The organism is Kitasatospora sp. NPDC088264 (assembly GCF_040685715.1).
Lineage (GTDB): Bacteria > Actinomycetota > Actinomycetes > Streptomycetales > Streptomycetaceae > Kitasatospora.
On the sequence record NZ_JBFBIR010000001.1, the window covers coordinates 279,714 to 298,256 of the forward strand.

The 18,543-nt window shown below is 72.8% G+C and carries 16 protein-coding genes; 11 read left to right on the forward strand and 5 right to left on the reverse strand.

Features of this window, described 5'->3' with window-relative positions:
- Positions 1 to 90 precede the first annotated feature (90 nt).
- The 4 genes from hppD (at position 91) to fahA (ending at position 4,691) form a co-directional block, all read left to right on the forward strand.
- Complete coding sequence (gene hppD, locus AB0O82_RS01215; protein ID WP_363579502.1) at positions 91 to 1,305, forward strand: 4-hydroxyphenylpyruvate dioxygenase; 1,215 nt, start codon at positions 91 to 93, stop codon at positions 1,303 to 1,305.
- A 76-nt stretch (positions 1,306 to 1,381) separates the two neighbouring features.
- A complete protein-coding gene (locus AB0O82_RS01220; RefSeq protein ID WP_363579504.1) occupies positions 1,382 to 2,596 on the forward strand; it encodes a cupin domain-containing protein in 1,215 nt (404 codons plus the stop codon).
- Positions 2,593 to 3,471: a hypothetical protein gene (locus AB0O82_RS01225; protein ID WP_363579506.1), complete on the forward strand. Its 879-nt coding sequence runs from the start codon at positions 2,593 to 2,595 to the stop codon at positions 3,469 to 3,471. The genes AB0O82_RS01220 and AB0O82_RS01225 overlap by 4 nt, the downstream gene beginning before the upstream one ends.
- Positions 3,468 to 4,691, forward strand: coding sequence for a fumarylacetoacetase (gene fahA, locus AB0O82_RS01230; protein WP_363579508.1), 1,224 nt, complete (start codon positions 3,468 to 3,470; stop codon positions 4,689 to 4,691). The genes AB0O82_RS01225 and fahA overlap by 4 nt, the downstream gene beginning before the upstream one ends.
- A gap of 137 nt (positions 4,692 to 4,828) precedes the next feature.
- Here the strand turns inward: fahA and AB0O82_RS01235 are convergent, their stop codons facing one another.
- Positions 4,829 to 5,602: an SDR family oxidoreductase gene (locus AB0O82_RS01235; protein WP_363579510.1), complete on the reverse strand. Its 774-nt coding sequence runs from the start codon at positions 5,600 to 5,602 to the stop codon at positions 4,829 to 4,831.
- 97 nt (positions 5,603 to 5,699) lie between these two features.
- Between AB0O82_RS01235 and AB0O82_RS01240 the strand changes: the two genes are divergently transcribed.
- From AB0O82_RS01240 to AB0O82_RS01260, 5 genes are all read left to right on the forward strand, one after another.
- Positions 5,700 to 6,311, forward strand: a complete 612-nt coding sequence (locus AB0O82_RS01240) for a TetR/AcrR family transcriptional regulator (protein WP_363579512.1) — start codon at positions 5,700 to 5,702, stop codon at positions 6,309 to 6,311.
- Between the two features lie 148 nt (positions 6,312 to 6,459).
- A complete protein-coding gene (locus AB0O82_RS01245; RefSeq protein WP_363579514.1) occupies positions 6,460 to 7,506 on the forward strand; it encodes an enoyl-CoA hydratase/isomerase family protein in 1,047 nt (348 codons plus the stop codon).
- A 74-nt stretch (positions 7,507 to 7,580) separates the two neighbouring features.
- Positions 7,581 to 8,243, forward strand: coding sequence for a GntR family transcriptional regulator (locus AB0O82_RS01250; protein ID WP_363579516.1), 663 nt, complete (start codon positions 7,581 to 7,583; stop codon positions 8,241 to 8,243).
- Between the two features lie 195 nt (positions 8,244 to 8,438).
- Positions 8,439 to 11,165: a pyruvate dehydrogenase (acetyl-transferring), homodimeric type gene (gene aceE, locus AB0O82_RS01255; RefSeq protein WP_363579518.1), complete on the forward strand. Its 2,727-nt coding sequence runs from the start codon at positions 8,439 to 8,441 to the stop codon at positions 11,163 to 11,165.
- Between the two features lie 171 nt (positions 11,166 to 11,336).
- Complete coding sequence (locus AB0O82_RS01260; protein ID WP_063349877.1) at positions 11,337 to 12,122, forward strand: enoyl-CoA hydratase; 786 nt, start codon at positions 11,337 to 11,339, stop codon at positions 12,120 to 12,122.
- Positions 12,123 to 12,258: 136 nt separating this feature from the next.
- Here the strand turns inward: AB0O82_RS01260 and AB0O82_RS01265 are convergent, their stop codons facing one another.
- Positions 12,259 to 14,091 carry an NAD-binding protein gene (locus AB0O82_RS01265; RefSeq protein WP_363579520.1) on the reverse strand — a complete coding sequence of 611 codons (1,833 nt, stop codon included), beginning with the start codon at positions 14,089 to 14,091 and terminating at the stop codon, positions 12,259 to 12,261.
- A gap of 263 nt (positions 14,092 to 14,354) precedes the next feature.
- On the opposite strand from AB0O82_RS01265, the gene AB0O82_RS01270 reads away from it, so the two are divergent.
- The gene (locus AB0O82_RS01270) at positions 14,355 to 14,954 is read left to right on the forward strand and encodes an HdeD family acid-resistance protein (protein WP_363579522.1); all 600 of its coding nucleotides are present in this window, start codon (positions 14,355 to 14,357) and stop codon (positions 14,952 to 14,954) included.
- Between the two features lie 77 nt (positions 14,955 to 15,031).
- On the opposite strand, the gene AB0O82_RS01275 is transcribed toward AB0O82_RS01270, so the two are convergent.
- From AB0O82_RS01275 to AB0O82_RS01285, 3 genes are read right to left on the reverse strand one after another with little or no spacing between them, the layout of a single operon-like run.
- Positions 15,032 to 15,667, reverse strand: a complete 636-nt coding sequence (locus tag AB0O82_RS01275; protein WP_363579524.1) for a DUF6461 domain-containing protein — start codon at positions 15,665 to 15,667, stop codon at positions 15,032 to 15,034.
- Between the two features lie 60 nt (positions 15,668 to 15,727).
- Positions 15,728 to 17,239 (reverse strand): CoA transferase, encoded by a 1,512-nt coding sequence (locus tag AB0O82_RS01280; protein ID WP_363579526.1) that lies wholly within the window; start codon positions 17,237 to 17,239, stop codon positions 15,728 to 15,730.
- Between the two features lie 22 nt (positions 17,240 to 17,261).
- Positions 17,262 to 17,891 (reverse strand): LysE family translocator, encoded by a 630-nt coding sequence (locus AB0O82_RS01285; protein ID WP_363579528.1) that lies wholly within the window; start codon positions 17,889 to 17,891, stop codon positions 17,262 to 17,264.
- Positions 17,892 to 18,058: 167 nt separating this feature from the next.
- On the opposite strand from AB0O82_RS01285, the gene AB0O82_RS01290 reads away from it, so the two are divergent.
- Positions 18,059 to 18,517: an Lrp/AsnC family transcriptional regulator gene (locus tag AB0O82_RS01290; protein ID WP_063349872.1), complete on the forward strand. Its 459-nt coding sequence runs from the start codon at positions 18,059 to 18,061 to the stop codon at positions 18,515 to 18,517.
- Positions 18,518 to 18,543 lie beyond the last annotated feature (26 nt).

Here is an 18,543-nt window from a genome sequence, read left to right on the forward strand (position 1 = left end):
CTCTCCGCCAGCCGCACCGCCCACCCGTTCGCGGCGCGGCCGCCTCAAGCGGACGCCTCAGAGCCGAGGCCAAAAGTGGAGGAACGACCGATGACCCCGCAGTCCCACGCCCTTGAGCTGACCCCCGAGGAGCGCGAGGCCGGCCTCGACGCCGACCAGCTGCGCCGCCTCGTCGGCCTCGTCGAGCACGACCCGGCCACCGACCCGTTCCCCGTCACCGCGCAGGACGCGGTCGTCTTCGTGGTCGGCAACGCCACCCAGACGGCCCAGTTCTACCAGGCCGTGTTCGGCATGGAGCTGGTCGCCTACTCCGGCCCGGAGACCGGCCGTCGTGACCGCAAGGCCTTCGTGCTCCGCTCCGGCTCCTGCCGCTTCGTGATCAAGGGCGGGGTGCTGCCGGACAGCCCGCTGCTGGACCACCACCGCCGCCACGGCGACGGCGTCGTCGACCTGGCCCTGGAGGTCCCGGACGTCGACAAGTGCATCGCGCACGCCCGCGCGACCGGCGCCACCGTCCTGGAGGAGCCGAACGACGTCTCCGACGAGAACGGCACCGTGCGCCGCGCGGCCATCGCCACCTACGGCGAGACCCGCCACACCCTGATCGACCGCTCCCGCTACCACGGCCCCTACCTGCCGGGGTACATCACCGCGCAGAGCAAGGTCCAGCACCCGGAGGGCTCGCCCAAGCGCCTGTTCCAGGCCCTCGACCACGCCGTCGGCAACGTCGAGCTGGGCCGGATGGACGAGTGGGTGTCGTTCTACAACCGGGTCATGGGCTTCGTGAACATGGCCGAGTTCGTCGGCGACGACATCGCCACCGACTACTCCGCCCTGATGTCCAAGGTCGTCGCCAGCGGCAACCACCGGGTGAAGTTCCCGCTCAACGAGCCGGCCATCGCCAAGAAGCGGTCGCAGATCGACGAGTACCTGGAGTTCTACACCGGCCCCGGCTGCCAGCACATGGCGCTCGCCACCAACGACATCCTCACCACCGTCGACGTGCTGCGCTCGCGCGGCGTGGAGTTCCTCGACACCCCCGACTCGTACTACGACGACCCGGAGCTGCGCGCCCGGATCGGCAAGGTGCGGGTGGACATCAACGAGCTGAAGTCGCGCGGCATCCTGGTCGACCGCGACGAGGACGGCTACCTGCTGCAGATCTTCACCAAGCCGATCGGCGACCGCCCCACCGTCTTCTACGAGTTCATCGAGCGGCACGGTTCGCTGGGCTTCGGCAAGGGCAACTTCAAGGCGCTGTTCGAGGCGATCGAGCGCGAGCAGGACGCCCGCGGCAACCTGTGAGTGCTGGGGAACTCTGAGCACGGTCGGGCGTACCGTGAGGACGGTCGGCTGAGCACGGTCGAGGAGGAGCAGGGAGATGGCGTACTACCGGCAGCTGGGCAGCATCCCGCCCAAGCGGCACACCCAGCACCGCACACCCGAAGGCGGGCTGTACTACGAGGAGTTGATGGGCGAGGAGGGGTTCTCGTCGGACTCCTCGCTGCTCTACCACCGGGGCATCCCCTCGGCCGTGGTGAACGCGGTGCCGTGGGAGCTGCCGGACCAGTCCACGGTGCCCAACCACCCCCTGCTCCCCCGCCACCTCAAGCTGCACGAGCTGTTCGCGGACCAGGAGTGGAAGTCCGCGGACGTCGTCGGCAGCCGCCGACTGGTCCTCGGCAACGGCGACGTGCGGATCTCGTACGTCGCCGCCGGGGCCCCGAGCGAGCTGTACCGCAACGGACTCGGTGACGAGTGCGTGTACGTGGAGTCCGGCTCCGGCACGGTCGAGACGGTCTTCGGCTCGATCGAGGTCGGCCAGGGCGACTACGTGATCATCCCGCGCGCCACCACCCACCGCTGGGTGCCGACCGGGGACGAACCGCTGCGCGCGTACTGCATCGAGGCGAACAGCCACATCACCCCGGTCAAGCGCTACCTCTCCAAGTACGGGCAGCTGCTGGAGCACGCGCCGTACTGCGAGCGGGACTTCCGCGGCCCGGTCGGCCCGCTGGTCGTCGACGCCACCGGGGACGCCGCCGGAGACGTCGACGTGCTGGTCAAGCACCGCGGCCCGAACGGCGTCTCGGGCACCCGCTACACCGTGCCGCACCACCCCTTCGACGTGGTCGGCTGGGACGGCTGCCTGTACCCGTACGCCTTCAACATCCGGGACTTCGAACCGATCACCGGCCGGGTCCACCAGCCGCCGCCGGCCCACCAGGTGTTCGAGGGCAACGGCTTCGTGATCTGCAACTTCGTTCCCCGCAAGGTGGATTACCACCCACTGTCGATCCCGGTGCCGTACTACCACGCCAACGTGGACAGCGACGAGGTCATGTTCTACTGCGGCGGCGACTACGCGGCCCGCAAGGGCTCGGGCATCGGCCAGGGCTCGATCTCGCTGCACCCCGGCGGGCACACCCACGGGCCGCAGCCCGGCGCGTACGAGCGCAGCATCGGCGTGGAGTTCTTCGACGAACTCGCCGTCATGGTGGACACGTTCCGCCCGCTGGAGCTCGGCGAGGGCGGCCGGGCCGGCGAGGACGGCAACTACGCCTGGACCTGGGCCGGGCGGGGGCCCGGGCGATGAGCGCCGCCTCGTCCGCCGCGCCCGACTCACCGGCCACCGGGGCGATCCCCGAGCTGTTCCACGGGCTCTTCGACGACGCCGCGGTGTTCCCCCCGGGGAACCTGCCGGTCGCCGAGGCGGTGCCCGCGCACCGCGGGCACCGCGCGGCCTGGTACGCCGAGGCGGTCGGCCCGCTCCTGTGCGGGGCCGGCCGGCTGGGCGAGTTGGCCGCGGCGGTGGCGGGCGGTGCGCCGCTCGGGGTCGGGCTCGTACTGCCGGGGGGCAGTGCCGAACTCGGCCCGGCGCTCGCCGCCGCGCCCTTCGAGGTGGCCGGCGTCGAACTCGCCGTCCGGGACGCCGCCGAGGCGGTCGCCGCCCTGGACCGGCTGCTGCCGCCGGACGTCCCGGCCGCCATCGAGCTGCCGCGCGAACTCCTGCGCGGCGACGGCCTGGGCGAAGTGCTGGACGTGCTCGTCGACAGCCCCTACCGGGCGAAGTTCCGCACCGGCGGGGTGGTGGCCGAGGCGTTCCCGGACGAGGAGGAGCTGGCCGCCTTCCTCACCGGCTGCGCGCTGCGCGGACTGCCGTACAAGTGCACCGCCGGACTGCACAACGCCGTCCGGCACACCGACCCGACCACCGGCTTCGAGCACCACGGCTTCCTCAACGTGCTGCTGGCCGCGCAGGAGACCGACCGGGCCGCAGCAGCGGCGGTGCTGGCGGAACGCGACGGCGCGGTGCTGGCCAAGGCCGCCCAAGCGCTGACCGATCGTCAGGTCACGGTGATCCGGAACTCGTTCACCGCGTTCGGCACGTGCAGCATCGCCGAGCCCCTGGACGACCTGGCCGCGCTCGGCCTGCTGTCGTCCACGTCACAGCCCCAGGAGGACCGTTGAGCACCACCCCCCGCAGCTGGCTCGCCAGCGCCCAGGACTCGCCGTTCGGCGTGCACAACCTGCCGTACGGCGTGTTCACCGCCGCCGACCAGCCCGGCCGGCGCCGGATCGGCGTGCGCGTCGGGGACTTCGTGCTGGACGCCGCGGCGGCCGCCCGGGCGGCCGGGGCGCCGTCCGTGCTGCTGGCCGCGGACTCGCTCAACCCGCTTCTGGCGGCGGGGCGTTCGACCTGGACGCAGGTCCGGGCCGACCTCACGCGGTGGCTGACGGACGAGTCCTACCGCGAGGCGCTGTCGCCTGCGCTGCTGCCGGCGGGCGAGGTCCAGCTGCACCTGCCGTTCGAGGTCGCCGACTACGTCGACTTCTACGCCTCCGAGCACCACGCCACCAACCTGGGCCGGATCTTCCGCCCGGGCTCGGAGCCGCTCACCCCCAACTGGAAGCACCTGCCCATCGGTTACCACGGGCGGGCCGGCACGGTGGTCGTCTCCGGCACCCCGGTGGTGCGGCCCCACGGGCAGCGCAAGGCGCCCGCCGACCCGGCGCCGTCGTTCGGGCCGACCCGGCGGCTGGACATCGAGGCGGAGGTCGGCTTCGTCGTCGGCACCCCGTCCGAGCTGGGCCGACCGGTCGTCCTGGACGACTTCCGCGAGCACGTGTTCGGCGTCTGCCTGGTCAACGACTGGTCCGCGCGCGACATCCAGGCCTGGGAGTACGTGCCGCTCGGCCCGTTCCTCGGCAAGTCCTTCACCACCTCCGTCTCCCCGTGGATCGTCCCGCTGGACGCCCTGCAGCACGCCCGGGTCGCGCCGCCCGAGCGCGACGTCGAGCCGCTGGCGTACCTGGACGACCGCGGCGGCGAACCGTGGGGACTGGACCTGGCGCTGGAAGTCCGGCTGAACGGGCACCTGGTGTCCCGGCCGCCGTTCGCCTCGATGTACTGGACGGCACAGCAGCAGCTCACCCACATGACGGTCAACGGCGCCTCGCTGCGCACCGGCGACCTGTTCGCCTCGGGCACCGTCAGCGGGCCGGAGCCGGAGACCCGCGGCGCGCTGATCGAGCTGACGTGGAACGGCGAGGAGCCGCTGAAGCTCCCGGACGGCACCACCCGGACGTTCCTGGAGGACGGCGACGAGGTCACCATCACGGCCACCGCGCCGGGGGCGGACGGCGCCGTCATCGGGTTCGGCGAGGTGACGGGGCGGGTCCAGCCGTAGCCGGTCCACAGCCGCTGGCCCACAATTGACGGCGAACAGATGACAGATAACAGCTGACAGATTTCATCATCTGTCAGCTGTTATCTGTTACCCCCGCCCCCTCCTCGAACTCCCCCCGCGCACCGGACCCACCGCGCCTACAGGCCCGCCCCACCGGTGGCGTCGATGACCCGGCCGGTGACCCAGCGGGCGTCATCGGAGGCGAGGAAGGCGACGATGTCCGCGACGTCCTCCGGTTGCCCGACCCGGCCGAGGGCCGCGAGCGAGGCCGCATGGGCCTCCGCCTCCGCGTTGCCGCGCAGCCAGCCGGCGTTGACGTCGGTGTCGACGACACCCGGCGCGACCGAGTTGGCGGTGATCCCGCGCGGGCCGAGCTGCTTGGCGAGGTTGAGGGTGAAGGTGTCGAGCGCCCCCTTGGTCGCCCCGTAAGCGATGATCTCCGGCATGGCGAGGCGGGCCGCGCCGCTGGAGACGTTGATGATCCGGCCGCCGTCGCGCAGCCGGTGCAGTCCGTGCTGGACGACGAAGAACGGCGCACGGACGTTGACGGCGAAGACCTCGTCGAAGCCCTCCTCGGTGAGCGCGGCGAGGTCGGCACTGCGCCCGATCCCGGCGTTGTTCACGATGATGTCGACGCCGCCGTCGGGCGCGTGCGCGCCGATCCCGGCGTCGAACGCCTCCCACAGCGCGGCCGCGTCCCCGTGCCGGCCGAGTTCGGCGTGCAGCGCGAAGGCTCGGCCGCCGTCGGCGCGGATGCCCGCGACGACCTCACCCGCCGCCTCCTGATCGCGGGCGTAGCCGACGGCGACGGTGGCGCCGTCGCGGCCGAGCCTGCGGGCGATCGCCCGGCCGATCCCCCTGCTGCCCCCGGTGACCAGCGCGGTCTTGCCCTTGAGTGCCTGCCTGCCCATGACTGATCCCCTTCCCGCTTCGCCCACCCTATTTGTTGAGTGGTCGCTCAAGAAAGAAGCTAACACACTTGTTGAGCGGGTGTTCTAAAATTCCGGCATGACCGAGAACCCGACGCGGCCCCGGCGCGGACGACCGCCGACCTTCGACCGGGGCGAGGCGCTGACGGCGGCGACCCGGCTGTTCTGGGAGCGCGGCTACGAGGCCACCTCCGTCACCGACCTGACCACCGCCATGGGCATCCGGCCCGGCAGCCTCTACGCCGCGTTCGGCGACAAACGCTCGCTCTTCGAGGAGGTCGTCCGCCACTACGGCCACTCCCCCGTCGGCGCGTTCGCGGAGGCCGCCCTACAGGAGGAGACCACCGCGTACGCGGCCTTCGCCCGGATCCTGCGCGAGGCGGCGGCCATCTACCCCGACCCCTCCCACCCGGCCGGCTGCCTGGTGATCAGCGCCGCCACCAACGTCTCCCCGCAGGACGCCGAGGTCCAGGCCCACCTGCGCGACCTGCGCAACCGCAACCTCCACGCCTTCGAGACCAGGCTGCGCACGGCCCAGGCGGACGGCGAACTCCCGCCCGACGCCGACCCGCACGCGCTGGCCGGCTACTTCGGCACGGTCATCCAGGGCATGTCGCAGCAGGCCCGGGACGGCGCCACCGCCGCCGACCTGGCCCGGACCGCCGAACTCGCCCTGCGCGCCTGGCCGTAGGGCCCCGAACCGGGCCCGGGCGGCCTGCCGGCGGGCCGCGAGGACGGCCCGCCGCCCGCCGGGTGATCACGGCTCCGCGCCGCCCCGGTACGGTGGGCGACAGGAGTCGTCAAGACCGAGGAACGACCGAACGACGGGAACGGACCCGATGAGCGCAGAGGTGGCGGAGGTCCAGGTCTCCCTGGACGGCGGGGCCGGACGGATCGTGCTGAACCGACCGCGGGCGCTCAACTCGCTGACCCACGGCATGATCACCACCGTCCACGCGACGCTGGCCGAGTGGGCCGCGGACGACCGGGTGCGCACCGTCGTCCTGACCGGCGCCGGCGAGCGCGGCCTCTGCGCCGGGGCCGACCTCCGCGCACTGCACGACGACGTCAAGGCCGGCGGGGCCGGCACCCGGGCCTTCTTCCGCGACGAGTACCGGCTGAACGCGCTGATCGCCCACTACCCGAAGCCGTACGTCGCGGTGATGGACGGCATCACCATGGGCGGCGGCATCGGCCTGTCCGCCCACGGCGCGGTCCGGATCGTCACCGAACGTTCCACCGTCGCCATGCCCGAGACCCGGATCGGGCTGGTCCCGGACGTCGGCGGCAGCCGGCTGCTCGCGCTCGCCCCGGGCGAGTTGGGCACCCACCTCGGCCTCACCTCGGCCTCGATGGGCCCCGGTGACGCGCTGCTGTGCGGGTTCGCGGACCACTTCGTCCCCTCGGCGCGGATCGCGGCGCTGCTCGACGCCCTGGCCGAGAGCCCCGACCCGGCCGCCGTCGTCGCCGCGCACGCCGAGCCCGCGCCGCGGGCCCCGCTCGCGGAGCAGCGCGGCTGGATCGACGCCTGTTACGCGGCCGACAGCGTCGCGGAGATCGTCGAACGACTGCTGAACTCCGGTGTGGCGGAGGCGAAGGAGGCCGCGGAGCTGGTCCTCGGCAACTCCCCCACGGCCGTCACGGTGACCCTCGCCGCGCTGCGCCGGGCCCGCACGCTCCCCTCCTTGGAGGCCGTGCTCGACCAGGAGTACCGCGTCTCCTGCGCCGCGCTGGGCGGGCATGACCTGGTCGAGGGCATCCGCGCCCAGGTGATCGACAAGGACCGCACCCCGCGCTGGTCCCCGGCGACGCTCGCCGAGGTCGGGGAGGCGGACGTCGCCCGCTTCCTCGCCCCTCGCGTGGGCGACGAGTTGGGCCTGGCCTGACCGGGCGGCGGCGCCGGCCCCGCACCGCCACGCGTCATGAACCACGCGTCATGAACCACGATCAAGGAGCCCGCATGACCCGCCCGAGCCCTCCGCCGCCTACCGGGGACGCCGACCCGCTGTCCCGGGTGCCGCTCGGCGAGCAGGTGCGCGGACTACTGCTGGAGGGCCTGCTGAACGGGCGCTGGCAGCCCGGCGACCGGATCGTGGAACGGCGCCTGGCCGCCGAGTTGAACGTCAGCCAGGCGCCGGTGCGCGAGGCGCTGCGCTCGCTGCAGTCGCTCGGGCTGCTCGACGCCGAGCCCAACCGGGGCGTGCGGGTGCGCGAGATCAGCCCGGCCGAACTGCGCGAGGTCTACCAGGTGCGGGCCGCACTGGAGCGGCTGGCCGCCGAGTCGGCGGTCATCCGCCTGGCCGGGGACACCGCCGCCCTGGAGCAGCACGCGGAACGGATGGCGGCGGCGGCCGGGGCGGGTGACGCGCTCGGGCAGGCCCGGCACGGCGTGGCCTTCCACCGCGAGATCGTGGCCGCCGCCGGCAACGGGGCACTGCTGCGGACCTGGGAGGGGCTGGGCGTGGAGGTGTGGACGGTGCTGTCGCTGCACCGGGTCCGCCCGGAGCTGCACGAGAACGCGGCCGACCACGCTCCGCTGATCGAGGCCTTCCGGCGGCGGGATCCGGAAGTCGGGCGGCTGCTGGCGGAACACGTTCTGGAGTACGCCGACCGCTCCGCCTGAGCGGATCCGGACGGGGTCCTGGCCCGGGATCATAGTTCGCATAAAGATGATCGATCATCGCTCACATTACCCTCCAGTAGCGGTTGACGCGCCGCCGGATCACTCCCTACCGTCCATAGAGACCTTCCATGGAGAGAAATGTCATTCCGCATCCCGGAATCGGCACTCTGAAGCACCGGCAAAGGGGAACCATCCGTGTCCCAGCTCGACCAGCTTCCCGACCACGACCCCGAAGAGGTGGCGGAGTGGCGCGCCTCCCTGGACGCCGCCCGCGACTTCGGCGGAGCGCACCGCGCCGCCCACCTGCTGCGCCGCCTCGTCGAACACGCCGAACTGCGCCGGCTCGACGTCCCGCCGCTCCTGGACACCCCGTACGTCAACACCATCCCGACCGGCGCCGAGCCCGAGTTCCCCGGCGACGAGGCGATGGAGCGCCGGATCACCGCCTGGAACCGCTGGAACGCCGCCGCCATGGTGACCAGGGGCAACCACCGCGGCGGCCTCGGCGGGCACATGGCCACGTACGCGTCCGCCGCCTGGCTGTACGAGGTCGGCTTCCAGCACTTCTTCCGCGGCAAGGAGGCCGACGGCTCCGGCGACCAGCTGTACGTCCAGGGCCACGCCGCGCCCGGCGTCTACGCCCGCGCCTTCCTCGAAGGGCGCATCGGCGAGGCCCAGTTGGACCGCTTCCGGCAGGAGGCCGGCGGCGACGGCCTGCCCTCGTACCCGCACCCGCGCCGGCTGCCGTGGTTCTGGGAGTTCCCGACCGTTTCCATGGGCCTCGGACCGCTCTCGGCCATCCACCAGGCCCGGTTCAACCGGTACCTGACCGCGCGCGGCATCAAGGACACCTCCGGCTCGCACGTCTGGGCATTCCTCGGCGACGGGGAGATGGACGAGCCGGAGTCGACCGCCGCGCTCGCCCTGGCCGCCCGCGAGGGGCTGGACAACCTCACCTTCGTGGTCAACTGCAACCTCCAGCGCCTGGACGGACCGGTACGCGGAAACGGAAAGATCGTCCAGGAGCTGGAGCGCCAGTTCCGCGCCGCCGGCTGGAACGTCGTCAAGTCACTGTGGGGCGAGGCCTGGGACGACCTCCTGGCCCACGACACCACGGGCGCGCTGGTGCGCCGGCTCGGCGCGGTGCCGGACGGACAGTTCCAGACCTACGCCGCCTCGGACGCCCGCTACGTCCGCGAGCACCTGTTCCAGGCCGCGCCCGAGCTCCGGGCGATCGCCGAAACCGTGGACGACCAGCGGCTGTTGGAGATCGTCGCGACCTCCCGGGCCGGGCACGAACCGCGCAAGGTGTACGCCGCCTACCGGGCGGCGCTGGAGCACCGGGGCGCCCCCACGGTGGTACTGGTGCAGACGGTCAAGGGCTGGACGCTCGGCCCCGGCTTCGAGGCCCGCAACGCCAACCACCAGATGAAGAAGCTCTCCGGGGCCGAGTTCCGGGCGATGCGCGACCTGCTCGAACTCCCCATTCCGGACAGCGCCTTGACCGGCGAGCTGGTCCCGTACGCGCACCCGGGCCCGGACTCCCCGGAGGCCCGCTACCTCCGGGAGCGGCGCGCCGCGCTGGGCGGCCCCGCGCCCGCCCGCCGGGTGCGCTTCACCCCGCTGCCCGAGCTGCCCGCGAAGCCCTTCGAGACGCTGCTCAAGGGCTCCGGCACGCAGGAGATCGCGACCACCATGGCGTTCGTCCGACTGGTCAAGGACCTGATGCGGGACAAGGCCACCGGCCACCGCTGGGTGCCGATCGTCCCGGACGAGGCACGCACCTTCGGCATGGAGTCGCTCTTCCCGAGCGCCGGCATCTACTCGCCGCTGGGGCAGACCTACGACCCGGTCGACCGCGACCAACTGCTCCACTACAAGGAGTCGGCGACCGGCCAGATCCTCAACGAGGGCATCACGGAGGCCGGTTCGATGGCCTCGCTGACCGCCGCCGCGACCGCTTACGCCACCCACGGCGAGCCGGTGATCCCGTTCTACATCTTCTACTCGATGTTCGGCTGGCAGCGCACTGCCGACCAGATGTGGGCCCTGGCCGACCAGTTGGGCCGGGGCTTCCTGATCGGCGCCACCGCCGGACGCACCACGATGACCGGCGAGGGCCTTCAACATGCCGACGGTCACTCGCAGTTGATCGCCTCCACCAACCCGGCGGCACTGTCCTACGACCCCGCCTTCGGGTACGAGGTCGCGGTGATCGTCCGCGAGGGCCTGCGCCGGATGTACGGCAGCAGCCCCCGACACCCGTACGGCGAGGACGTGTTCTACTACCTGACCGTCTACAACGAGCCGCTGCCACAGCCGCCGCTGCCGACCGGCGCGGATGTCACCGACGTCACCGATGTCACTGACATCACCGACGGCATCCTGCGCGGGCTGTACCGCTACCGCCCGGCGGAGCCCTCCCCGGACGGCGACGCGCCGCGACTCCAACTGCTCGCCTCGGGCACCGCCGTTCGCTGGGCACTCGCCGCCCAGCAACTGCTCGGCGAGGACTGGGGCGTGGCGGCGGACGTCTGGTCGGCACCCTCCTGGACGGAGCTGCGCCGGGAGGCACTGGACTGCGACGCGGCCAACCTGACACAGGCTGCGGCCGGTACAGGCGCGGCGGCGTGCGTCCCCTACGTGACGCGGGCACTGGCAGGGGCGCCCGGGCCGGTGCTGGCGGTCAGCGACTGGATGCGCGCGGTGCCGGACCAGATCCGCCCGTGGGTGGAGCAGGACTGGACGTCGCTGGGCACGGACGGCTTCGGCCTCTCCGACAGCCGGGACGCGGCGCGCCGGCACTTCGGCGTGGACGCCCAGTCGGTCGCGGTGGCGGCGCTGGCCGCGCTGGCGCGCCGGGGTGAGGTCAAGGCGGAGACCGTCCGGCAGGCGGCCGAGCGCTACGGGGTCCGCTTCTGACCCCTGGCGGCCCGTGTCCGGAGCCCTGGGCCCCGGCTCCGCAGCGGAGAGCCGGGCCCGTGACGACCGTCTCGCATACCAAGACTGGCGCGAGGCGGGGCGCGTCGTAGATCGTTGGATGGTCAGGGCGCGCCCGCGCGGCGCCGAGCAGCGGAATGGGAGTCAACGGCGATGACCGAGACCGAGACCTACGAGACGATCCTGGTCGAGCGCAAGGGCCGGGTGGGGCTGATCACGCTCAACCGACCGAAGGCGCTCAACGCTCTGAACACCCAGCTGATGAACGAGGTGGTCGCGGCCGCCACCGCCTTCGACCGGGACCCGGAGATCGGCTGTCTGGTGATCACCGGCTCGGAGAAGGCGTTCGCGGCCGGCGCCGACATCAAGGAGATGCAGGGCAACCGGTTCCCGGACGTCTACCTGGACGACTGGCTGGGCCCCTGGGACCGGCTCGGCGCGCTGCGCAAGCCGGTGGTGGCGGCGGTGGCCGGGTTCGCGCTGGGCGGCGGCTGCGAGCTGGCGATGCTGTGCGACATCCTGCTGGCGGCGGACACCGCGAAGTTCGGGCAGCCGGAGATCAAGCTCGGCGTGATCCCCGGCATCGGCGGCTCGCAGCGGCTGACCCGGGCGGTCGGCAAGGCGAAGGCGATGGAACTGTGCCTGACCGGCCGGATGATGGGCGCCGAGGAGGCCGAGCGGGCCGGCCTGGTCTCCCGGATCGTCCCGGCGGACCAGCTGCTGGCCGAGGCCCTGACGGTGGCCGAGACCGTCGCGGCGATGTCCACCCCGGCGGCGGTCATGCTGAAGGAAAGCGTCAACCGCGCCTTCGAGACGACCCTCGCCGAGGGCGTCCGTTTCGAGCGCCGGCTGTTCCACGCGGCGTTCGCCACGGCGGACCAGAAGGAGGGCATGGCGGCGTTCGCCGAGAAGCGCCCGCCGTCCTTCACCAACCGGTGACCTGGCCGCTCACGACTGACAGCTGACGGGTAACAGCCGACAAGCAACAGATAACAGCTGACAGATTTCGTCATCTGAAATCTGTCAGCTGTTATCTGTTAGCTGTTATCTGTCGGCTGTTACCCGTCAGCCGCCATCACACCTCGTCCACCAGCGCGGTGTTGAGCCGGGCGAGCCCGCTACGGGTGGCGGCGACCACGATCTGGTCGCCGGGGGTGAGGCGCCGGGTGCGGTCGGGGAAGTTCCACTGCAACTGCGCGCTGCGGGCGAACCGGACGGCGATCACCCGGACGCCGCCCGGGTCCTCCAGGTCGTGCCGGTTCATCCCGATCAGCCCGCTGCCGTCCTCGACCGTCAACTCGGCGATCAGCAGCACGTGCCGGAACACCGACAGCATCCCGCGCACCTCGCGCCCCATCAGGGCGGCGGCGAAGGCGGGTGCGGCCAGGTACGAGACCGAGCGCGAGGCCGCGTTGTCCAGCGTCGCGTAGAAGTGCCCGGCGAAGTTGTCATCGAACAGCCGCACCACCACGCGGACTTCGGGATTCCCGTGGCGCGCCTCCAGGGCCGCCTCCAGGTTGGTGGCGTCGTCGCCGCTGACCGCGACCAGCGCCCGACTGTGCTTCAACCGGGCGCGGCGCAACTGCTCCTCGAACGGGCCGTCGCCCAGGACCACCGGGATGCCGAGCGCCCGGGCGGCGGCGATGCCCCGGGCCTGCGGGTCGCGCTCCATGCAGACCACCGGCACACCCAGTTCGTGCAGCTGGGCCGCGACCCGGGTGCCGACGTTGCCGAGGCCGACGACGATCACGTGGTCCCGGGTGCCGGCCCCGGGGTTGCGGGGCTGCCCGCGCCGCCCGGAGCCGAGCACCTCGACCGCGATGGCGGTGGCGACCGGGGCGAAGGTGATCCCGCAGATGGTGATCACCACCTGTGCCACCCGCTGCCACAGCCCGCCCGTCCCGGTCCCGGCGGCGATGTCGGCGAGTTGGTCGGGCTGGGCGGCGCCCGCGAGGTCGAGCAGCGAGATGTAGAGGGTCCAGCCGAAGTTCCGGTTCAGGTACCAGAGCACGCCGAAGGCCATCAGCACTGCGGCGAGGGCGGTGAGCAGCACCAGCCGCATCCGGGCGCTGGTGAAGAAGCGCATCATGTCGAGCAGCCGCCAGCGCGCCCGCCGCGCCCAGCTGATCGGTTCCCTGGGTTCGATGCGCAGCGCTTGGAGGGCGGCCACGCCGCCCGGCTCCTCCTCGGGCACCGGCTCCTCCTCGGGCACCGGCTCCGGTTCCGCGTCGCGGCGGACGCCACCGGGGCGCACCGGCCCGTCGTCGCCGAACTCGCTGGCGAGCCGGACGAAGTCGGCCGAGTCGCCGCGCTGTTCGGGCAGCAGGCGGATCCTGCTGAGGTCCTGGCGGTCGATGTGGTCGGCGACCACGCAGATCCGGTCGGAGGTGATGGCGTCGTCGAAGGCGATGTGCAGGAAGCGTCCGCCGATCTCGACCGAGTTGGGCCGCCCGAGCGCCGCCGTGGCGAAGGCGGGTGCGGCGGTGGCGGAACCGGAGAGCGCGGCGCCGTTCCTGAGCAGCCGTTCGATGTTCTCGCCGAGGCGCTGGTTGAACATCCGGAGCACGATCCGGATGTCCGGGTTGTGGCCTTGGGCGCTGAGCGCGGCGTGGATGTTGTCCTGGTCGCTGCCCTCGACGAGGGCGAGGCCGCGGGCGGTGTCGATCGACACCTCGCGCAGCGCCTCGTCGGTGATGCTGGCGGACTCGACGACGGCGGCGACGCCGGGGAGTTGCTCGATCTGCGGCGCGTGGTCGCGGGTGCGATCGGCGACCAGGACGACGACCGGGACCTCGTAGTGCTCGACGAGTTCCAGGACCAGCCGGTGGGCGAGTGCGTTGCCCCCGCAGACGATGTAGTGCTGACTGACCGGCTCGACCGAACGGGTCCCCCACCCTTCAGAAGTCATACCGCCGGATGATATCGACGGCAGGCGGCCGGACGGTGTCGTTCCGGCGACCGGAAGGCCACCGGAGCCGCTCCATCGAACATTCGTCTCCTCCGTGCTTCCCCTCCCGTCCCCCTTCCATCCCCCTCCGCCTCCTCTCTTCCCTCTCCTGTCTCTCCTGTCTCCGTCCCCCGAACGGCCGCACCCGACGCGCCGGTCGGCGGTGGCCCGGCCAGTCTGGGGTTCGACCCCTGCCCGTCCCCGGCCCCGAGGAGTACACCACCGTGGTTTCCCCGATCATCACCCCCGACGGTTCCCCGGTCCAGGGTCCGCTCGGCCAGCTCGCCAAGGCCGCCTGGCAGGTCCTGCTGCTCGCCGGAATCGTCTCGCTGGCCCTCGGAATCGTCGTCTTCGTCTGGCCGAGGGAGACCCTGCTGGTGGTGGGCGTGCTGTTCGGCCTCTACCTGCTGGTCATCGGCATCGTGCAGTTGGTCGCCGCGTTCGGCACCCACGCGTCCACCGCACTGCGGGTGCTGGCCTTCATCAGCGGGGCGATCTGCGTCCTGCTGGGGCTGCTCTGCTTCCGCAGCGCGGCGCAGTCGCTGGTCCTGCTGGCGATCTGGATCGGCATCGGCTGGCTGTTCCGGGGCATCACCCAGCTCGCCGCCGCGGTCTCCGACCCGGAGATGCCGGCCCGTGGCTGGCAGGCCTTCGCAGGAGCGGCCAACACGGTGGCCGGTGTGCTGCTGCTGGTCTGGCCGGTCGGTTCGATCGCCGCGTTGACCGTCCTGGCCGGCTGCTGGCTACTGATCCTCGGGCTGATCGAGATCGTGACGGCCCTCCAGATGCGAGGCCGGGCCAAGCAGATCCCGGCGGGGGTCTGACTTCACGACCTGACTTCACGGGCCTGACTTCACGGGCCTGACTTCACGGGCCTGACTTCACGGGCCTCACTCCGCAGCTAGCGCATCGGCGCGTAGCCGATCCGGAACGTGGCGGCCTCCAGCCGTTCCGGCGTGAGCCGGACGTCCGTCAGCCGCTCGGCCAGCGCGAACGCGGCCTCGGTGTGCAGGTCATGACCCTCCCCGTCGAGCTGGAAGCCGCAGGCCGTCAGCAGCGCGGGGACACCGGGGGCGTCGGCGTCCGAACCGTGCCGCTGGGTGGGGAACAGCGGCTCGAACTGGAGCCGGCAGCTGCCCTGCTCCCACCAGTTGAAGTGGTCCACCGCGACGGCGTTCCGGAAGTGCGAGACCAGCCGGGTGCCGTCGGCGAGGCGGCGGATGACGTCGGGCAGGCTGCCGAGGTAGCCGAAGACCTCGACGACGACGGCCCACCCGTCGAGTTCGGTGACGGCGACGAGCAGCCGGTCATCCTCCGGCTCGATCCGGGCCTCCGCCTCCTCGTCCTCCCCGTCGTCGAAGGTCTCCCAGGCGGCGACCACGGCGTCCAGGCCGGTGACCTCCCGACCGGGCAGGGCGCCGAAGCGGCGCAGCAGTTCGTCGGCGGTGATCCCCTCGACCAGCGTCAGGCAGTGGGCCGCCCCGGGGATGGGGTAGCGCTGCTCGAACCAGGTGTAGTCGGTGGCGTGTGCAGTCATGCGCCGATGCTGCCAGCTGCCTGTGACACCGCCGGCCGGGGCGGCGGTTGCGCGGCGTCCTCAGAGCCAGACCGGCGCGTCCGTCCCCCAGCGCCCCGGCGGGCGGGACCAGTCGGTGGGCGCGCCGGTGTAGGCGATGGGCGGCAGGGCGTGGCGCAGCCGTCCGTAGGCGGAGTCGGTCTCGGCGAGCCACCGGGCCGGGTCGTACGCCCCGGTGTCCGGAGCGCCGTCCGCCGGGGTAGCAGGGGCGGGCGCCTCGGGCGGGATGCCGTGCAGCAGCCACGAGGCCGTACCGGCGAGGGAGAACCGCAGGTGGCGGCCGCCGGGCCGACCGGTGCGCTGCTCGGTGAGGGCGCGCAGGACGGCGGCGGCGACGAGGTAGCCGGTGCCGTGGTCGAGGGCCTGGGCGGGCAGTACGCCGGGGCGGCCGTCGGGGCCGGCCTCGTGGGCGGCGATGCCGACGCCGGCCTGGACGAGGCTGTCGAAGCCGCGCCGGCCGGCCCAGGGGCCGGTCCAGCCCCAGGCGCAGAGCTGCGCGACGATCAGGCCGGGGTGGCGGGCCGACAGTGCGTCGGGGGCGAGGCCGTGCTCGTCGAGGGCGCCGGGGCGGTAGCCGGTGACGAGGACGTCGGCGGTGGCGAGCAGGCCGTCGAAGACGGCTCGGTCGGCGGGATCGGCGAGGTCGAGGCGGGTGGAGCGCTTGCCGAAGCCGGTGTCGGCGTGGGCGTCGTCGGCCTCGGGGAGCTGGGGCGGGTCGACGCGCAGGACGTCGGCGCCCAGCAGGGCGAGGGTGCGGGTGGCGACCGGTCCGGCGATGACCCGGGTGAGGTCGAGGACGCGGATCCCGGCGGCGGGCCGCTCCGGGCCGGCGTCGCCGAGCGGGCGGACGGGCGCGGTGCCGGTCACCCGGCTCTCCACCAGGGGGTGCATGGTGGCACTCGCCGGCGCGACGGCGACGGCGAGCGCCCCCGCTTCGAACGCCCGCTCCTGGACCTGCCCCGCCGGCAGTCCGCCCAGCAGCTCGGCGAGTTGTTCGGGCCCGGCGTCGGCGGGCAGGTCGAGGGCGGCGAGCAGTCGGGTGCGGTGGTGCGGGTAGTTGGCGTGGGTGCGGACCCAGCCGTCGGCGGTGCGCCAGAAGCCGGAGTGCGGGGCGAAGCTGACGGGCGTGCGACCGTCGACGGTCAGGTGGCGTTCGCTGACGAAGGCGGTGGCGACGGCGCCCTGGTCCACCCGGACAGCGGGGACCGGGCCGCCGGCGCGGTGGGCGGCGAGTTCGGCGGCGGCCAGCGAGCAGGCGGCCACGGTGGCCCGGGCGAGCCGGCGCACCGGCAGGCCGGAGGGCAGGACGTCGCCGGGGCCGTGGAAGGAGACCCGCCCCAGCAGGTCGGCCGATCCGCCGAGGGCGGTCCAGAGTTCGGCGGTGGGCCGGTCCGTGGGTTCCCCGCCGGGGGCGGGCTGTTCGGTGGGCACGGCCTGATCGGTGGAGGCGGGCTGATCGGCGGGCACGGCCTGATCGGTGGAGGCGGGCTGATCGGCGGGCCGGGTGCCGGGGAAGGTCGGACGCTCTGTCATGCCCGGCATTGTGCTCCCGTTCTCAGGCGCTCGCCGTGACGCCCGCCACCAGCATCAGCAGCACCGCCGAGACGAGGGTCATCCGGCGCGCCGCGCGCGGGGTGCCGCCGAGCCGTCCGCCCAGGCGTCCGCTGGCGTGCGCGACCAGCCCGTACACGACGGCGCAGGCCAGCACGTTGAGCGAGCCGAGGGCGAGCACCTGCCCGCCGACCGGCAGCGCGGCGCCCGGCTCGACGAACTGCGGCACCAGGGAGAGGTAGAGCAGCAGCCCCTTGGGGTTGAGCAGGGCGGTCAGCATGCTCTGGCGCAGCACGGTCGCGGTGGGCTGCGGCTTGGGCTCGGTGAGGGCCGTGGCGCCCCCGCCCTTGCGCAGCGCGAGCAGCATGGTGACGGCCAGCACCAGCAGGTACGCGGCGCCGGTGAGGCGCAGGACGGGCAGGGCGGCGGGGACGGCACGCAGCGCGGCGGCCAGGCCGGCGCTGGAGAGCAGGGTGTGGACGGCGTAGCCGGCGCAGACGCCGCCGACCGCGGTGAAGGCGGCGCGCCGGCCCTGGCCGAGGCCCCGGGCGGCGATGTAGAGCCAGTCGGGCCCCGGTGTGCAGACCAGCAGCAGGTCGACTCCGAGGAAGAGGAGGAGGGCGTGGGTGTCCATGGGTGGCGGTGACCTGTCGTGCTCGTTCGGGCGGGTCCCGGCCGTTGGTCCGGTGATCCTCGCGGCACCTGTCCGGTGCGTTCGGTCACTGAAGGTAGCCGGATAGCCCTGGCACACGATGGCCACTTCCTGCTCGCCCGGCCCGCGTTTTGGCAGAATATTGCGCCATGGACCGAATCGACCGCAGAATCCTCCGCGAGCTCCAGCAGGACGGCCGCCTGACCAACGCCGACCTGGCCGCCCGGGTGGACCTCACCCCCTCCCCCTGCCTGCGCCGGGTCCGACAACTGGAGCAGGACGGCGTGATTCGCGGCTACCGCGCGCTCCTGGACGGCACGGCGGTCGGACGCGGCTTCCAACCCTTCGTCACGATCACCATGCGTCACGAGGATCAGGTGACGGTCGCCGAGTTCGAACGCCGGGTGGCGGAGCTGCCGGAAGTGGTGGAGGCGCACCGCCTCTTCGGGGAACCCGACTACCTGCTGCGCATCGCGGTGGCCGACATCGCCGCGTACGAGCGCTTCATCACCGACGTGCTCTCCGGCCTGCCGGGGATCGCGCAGGTCAACTCCCATCTGACGATGAAGCAGGTGAAGGCCGACCGGGGGCTGCCGATCGGCGGGTAGGGCGCGAACGGGGGCTCGGAGGGCTG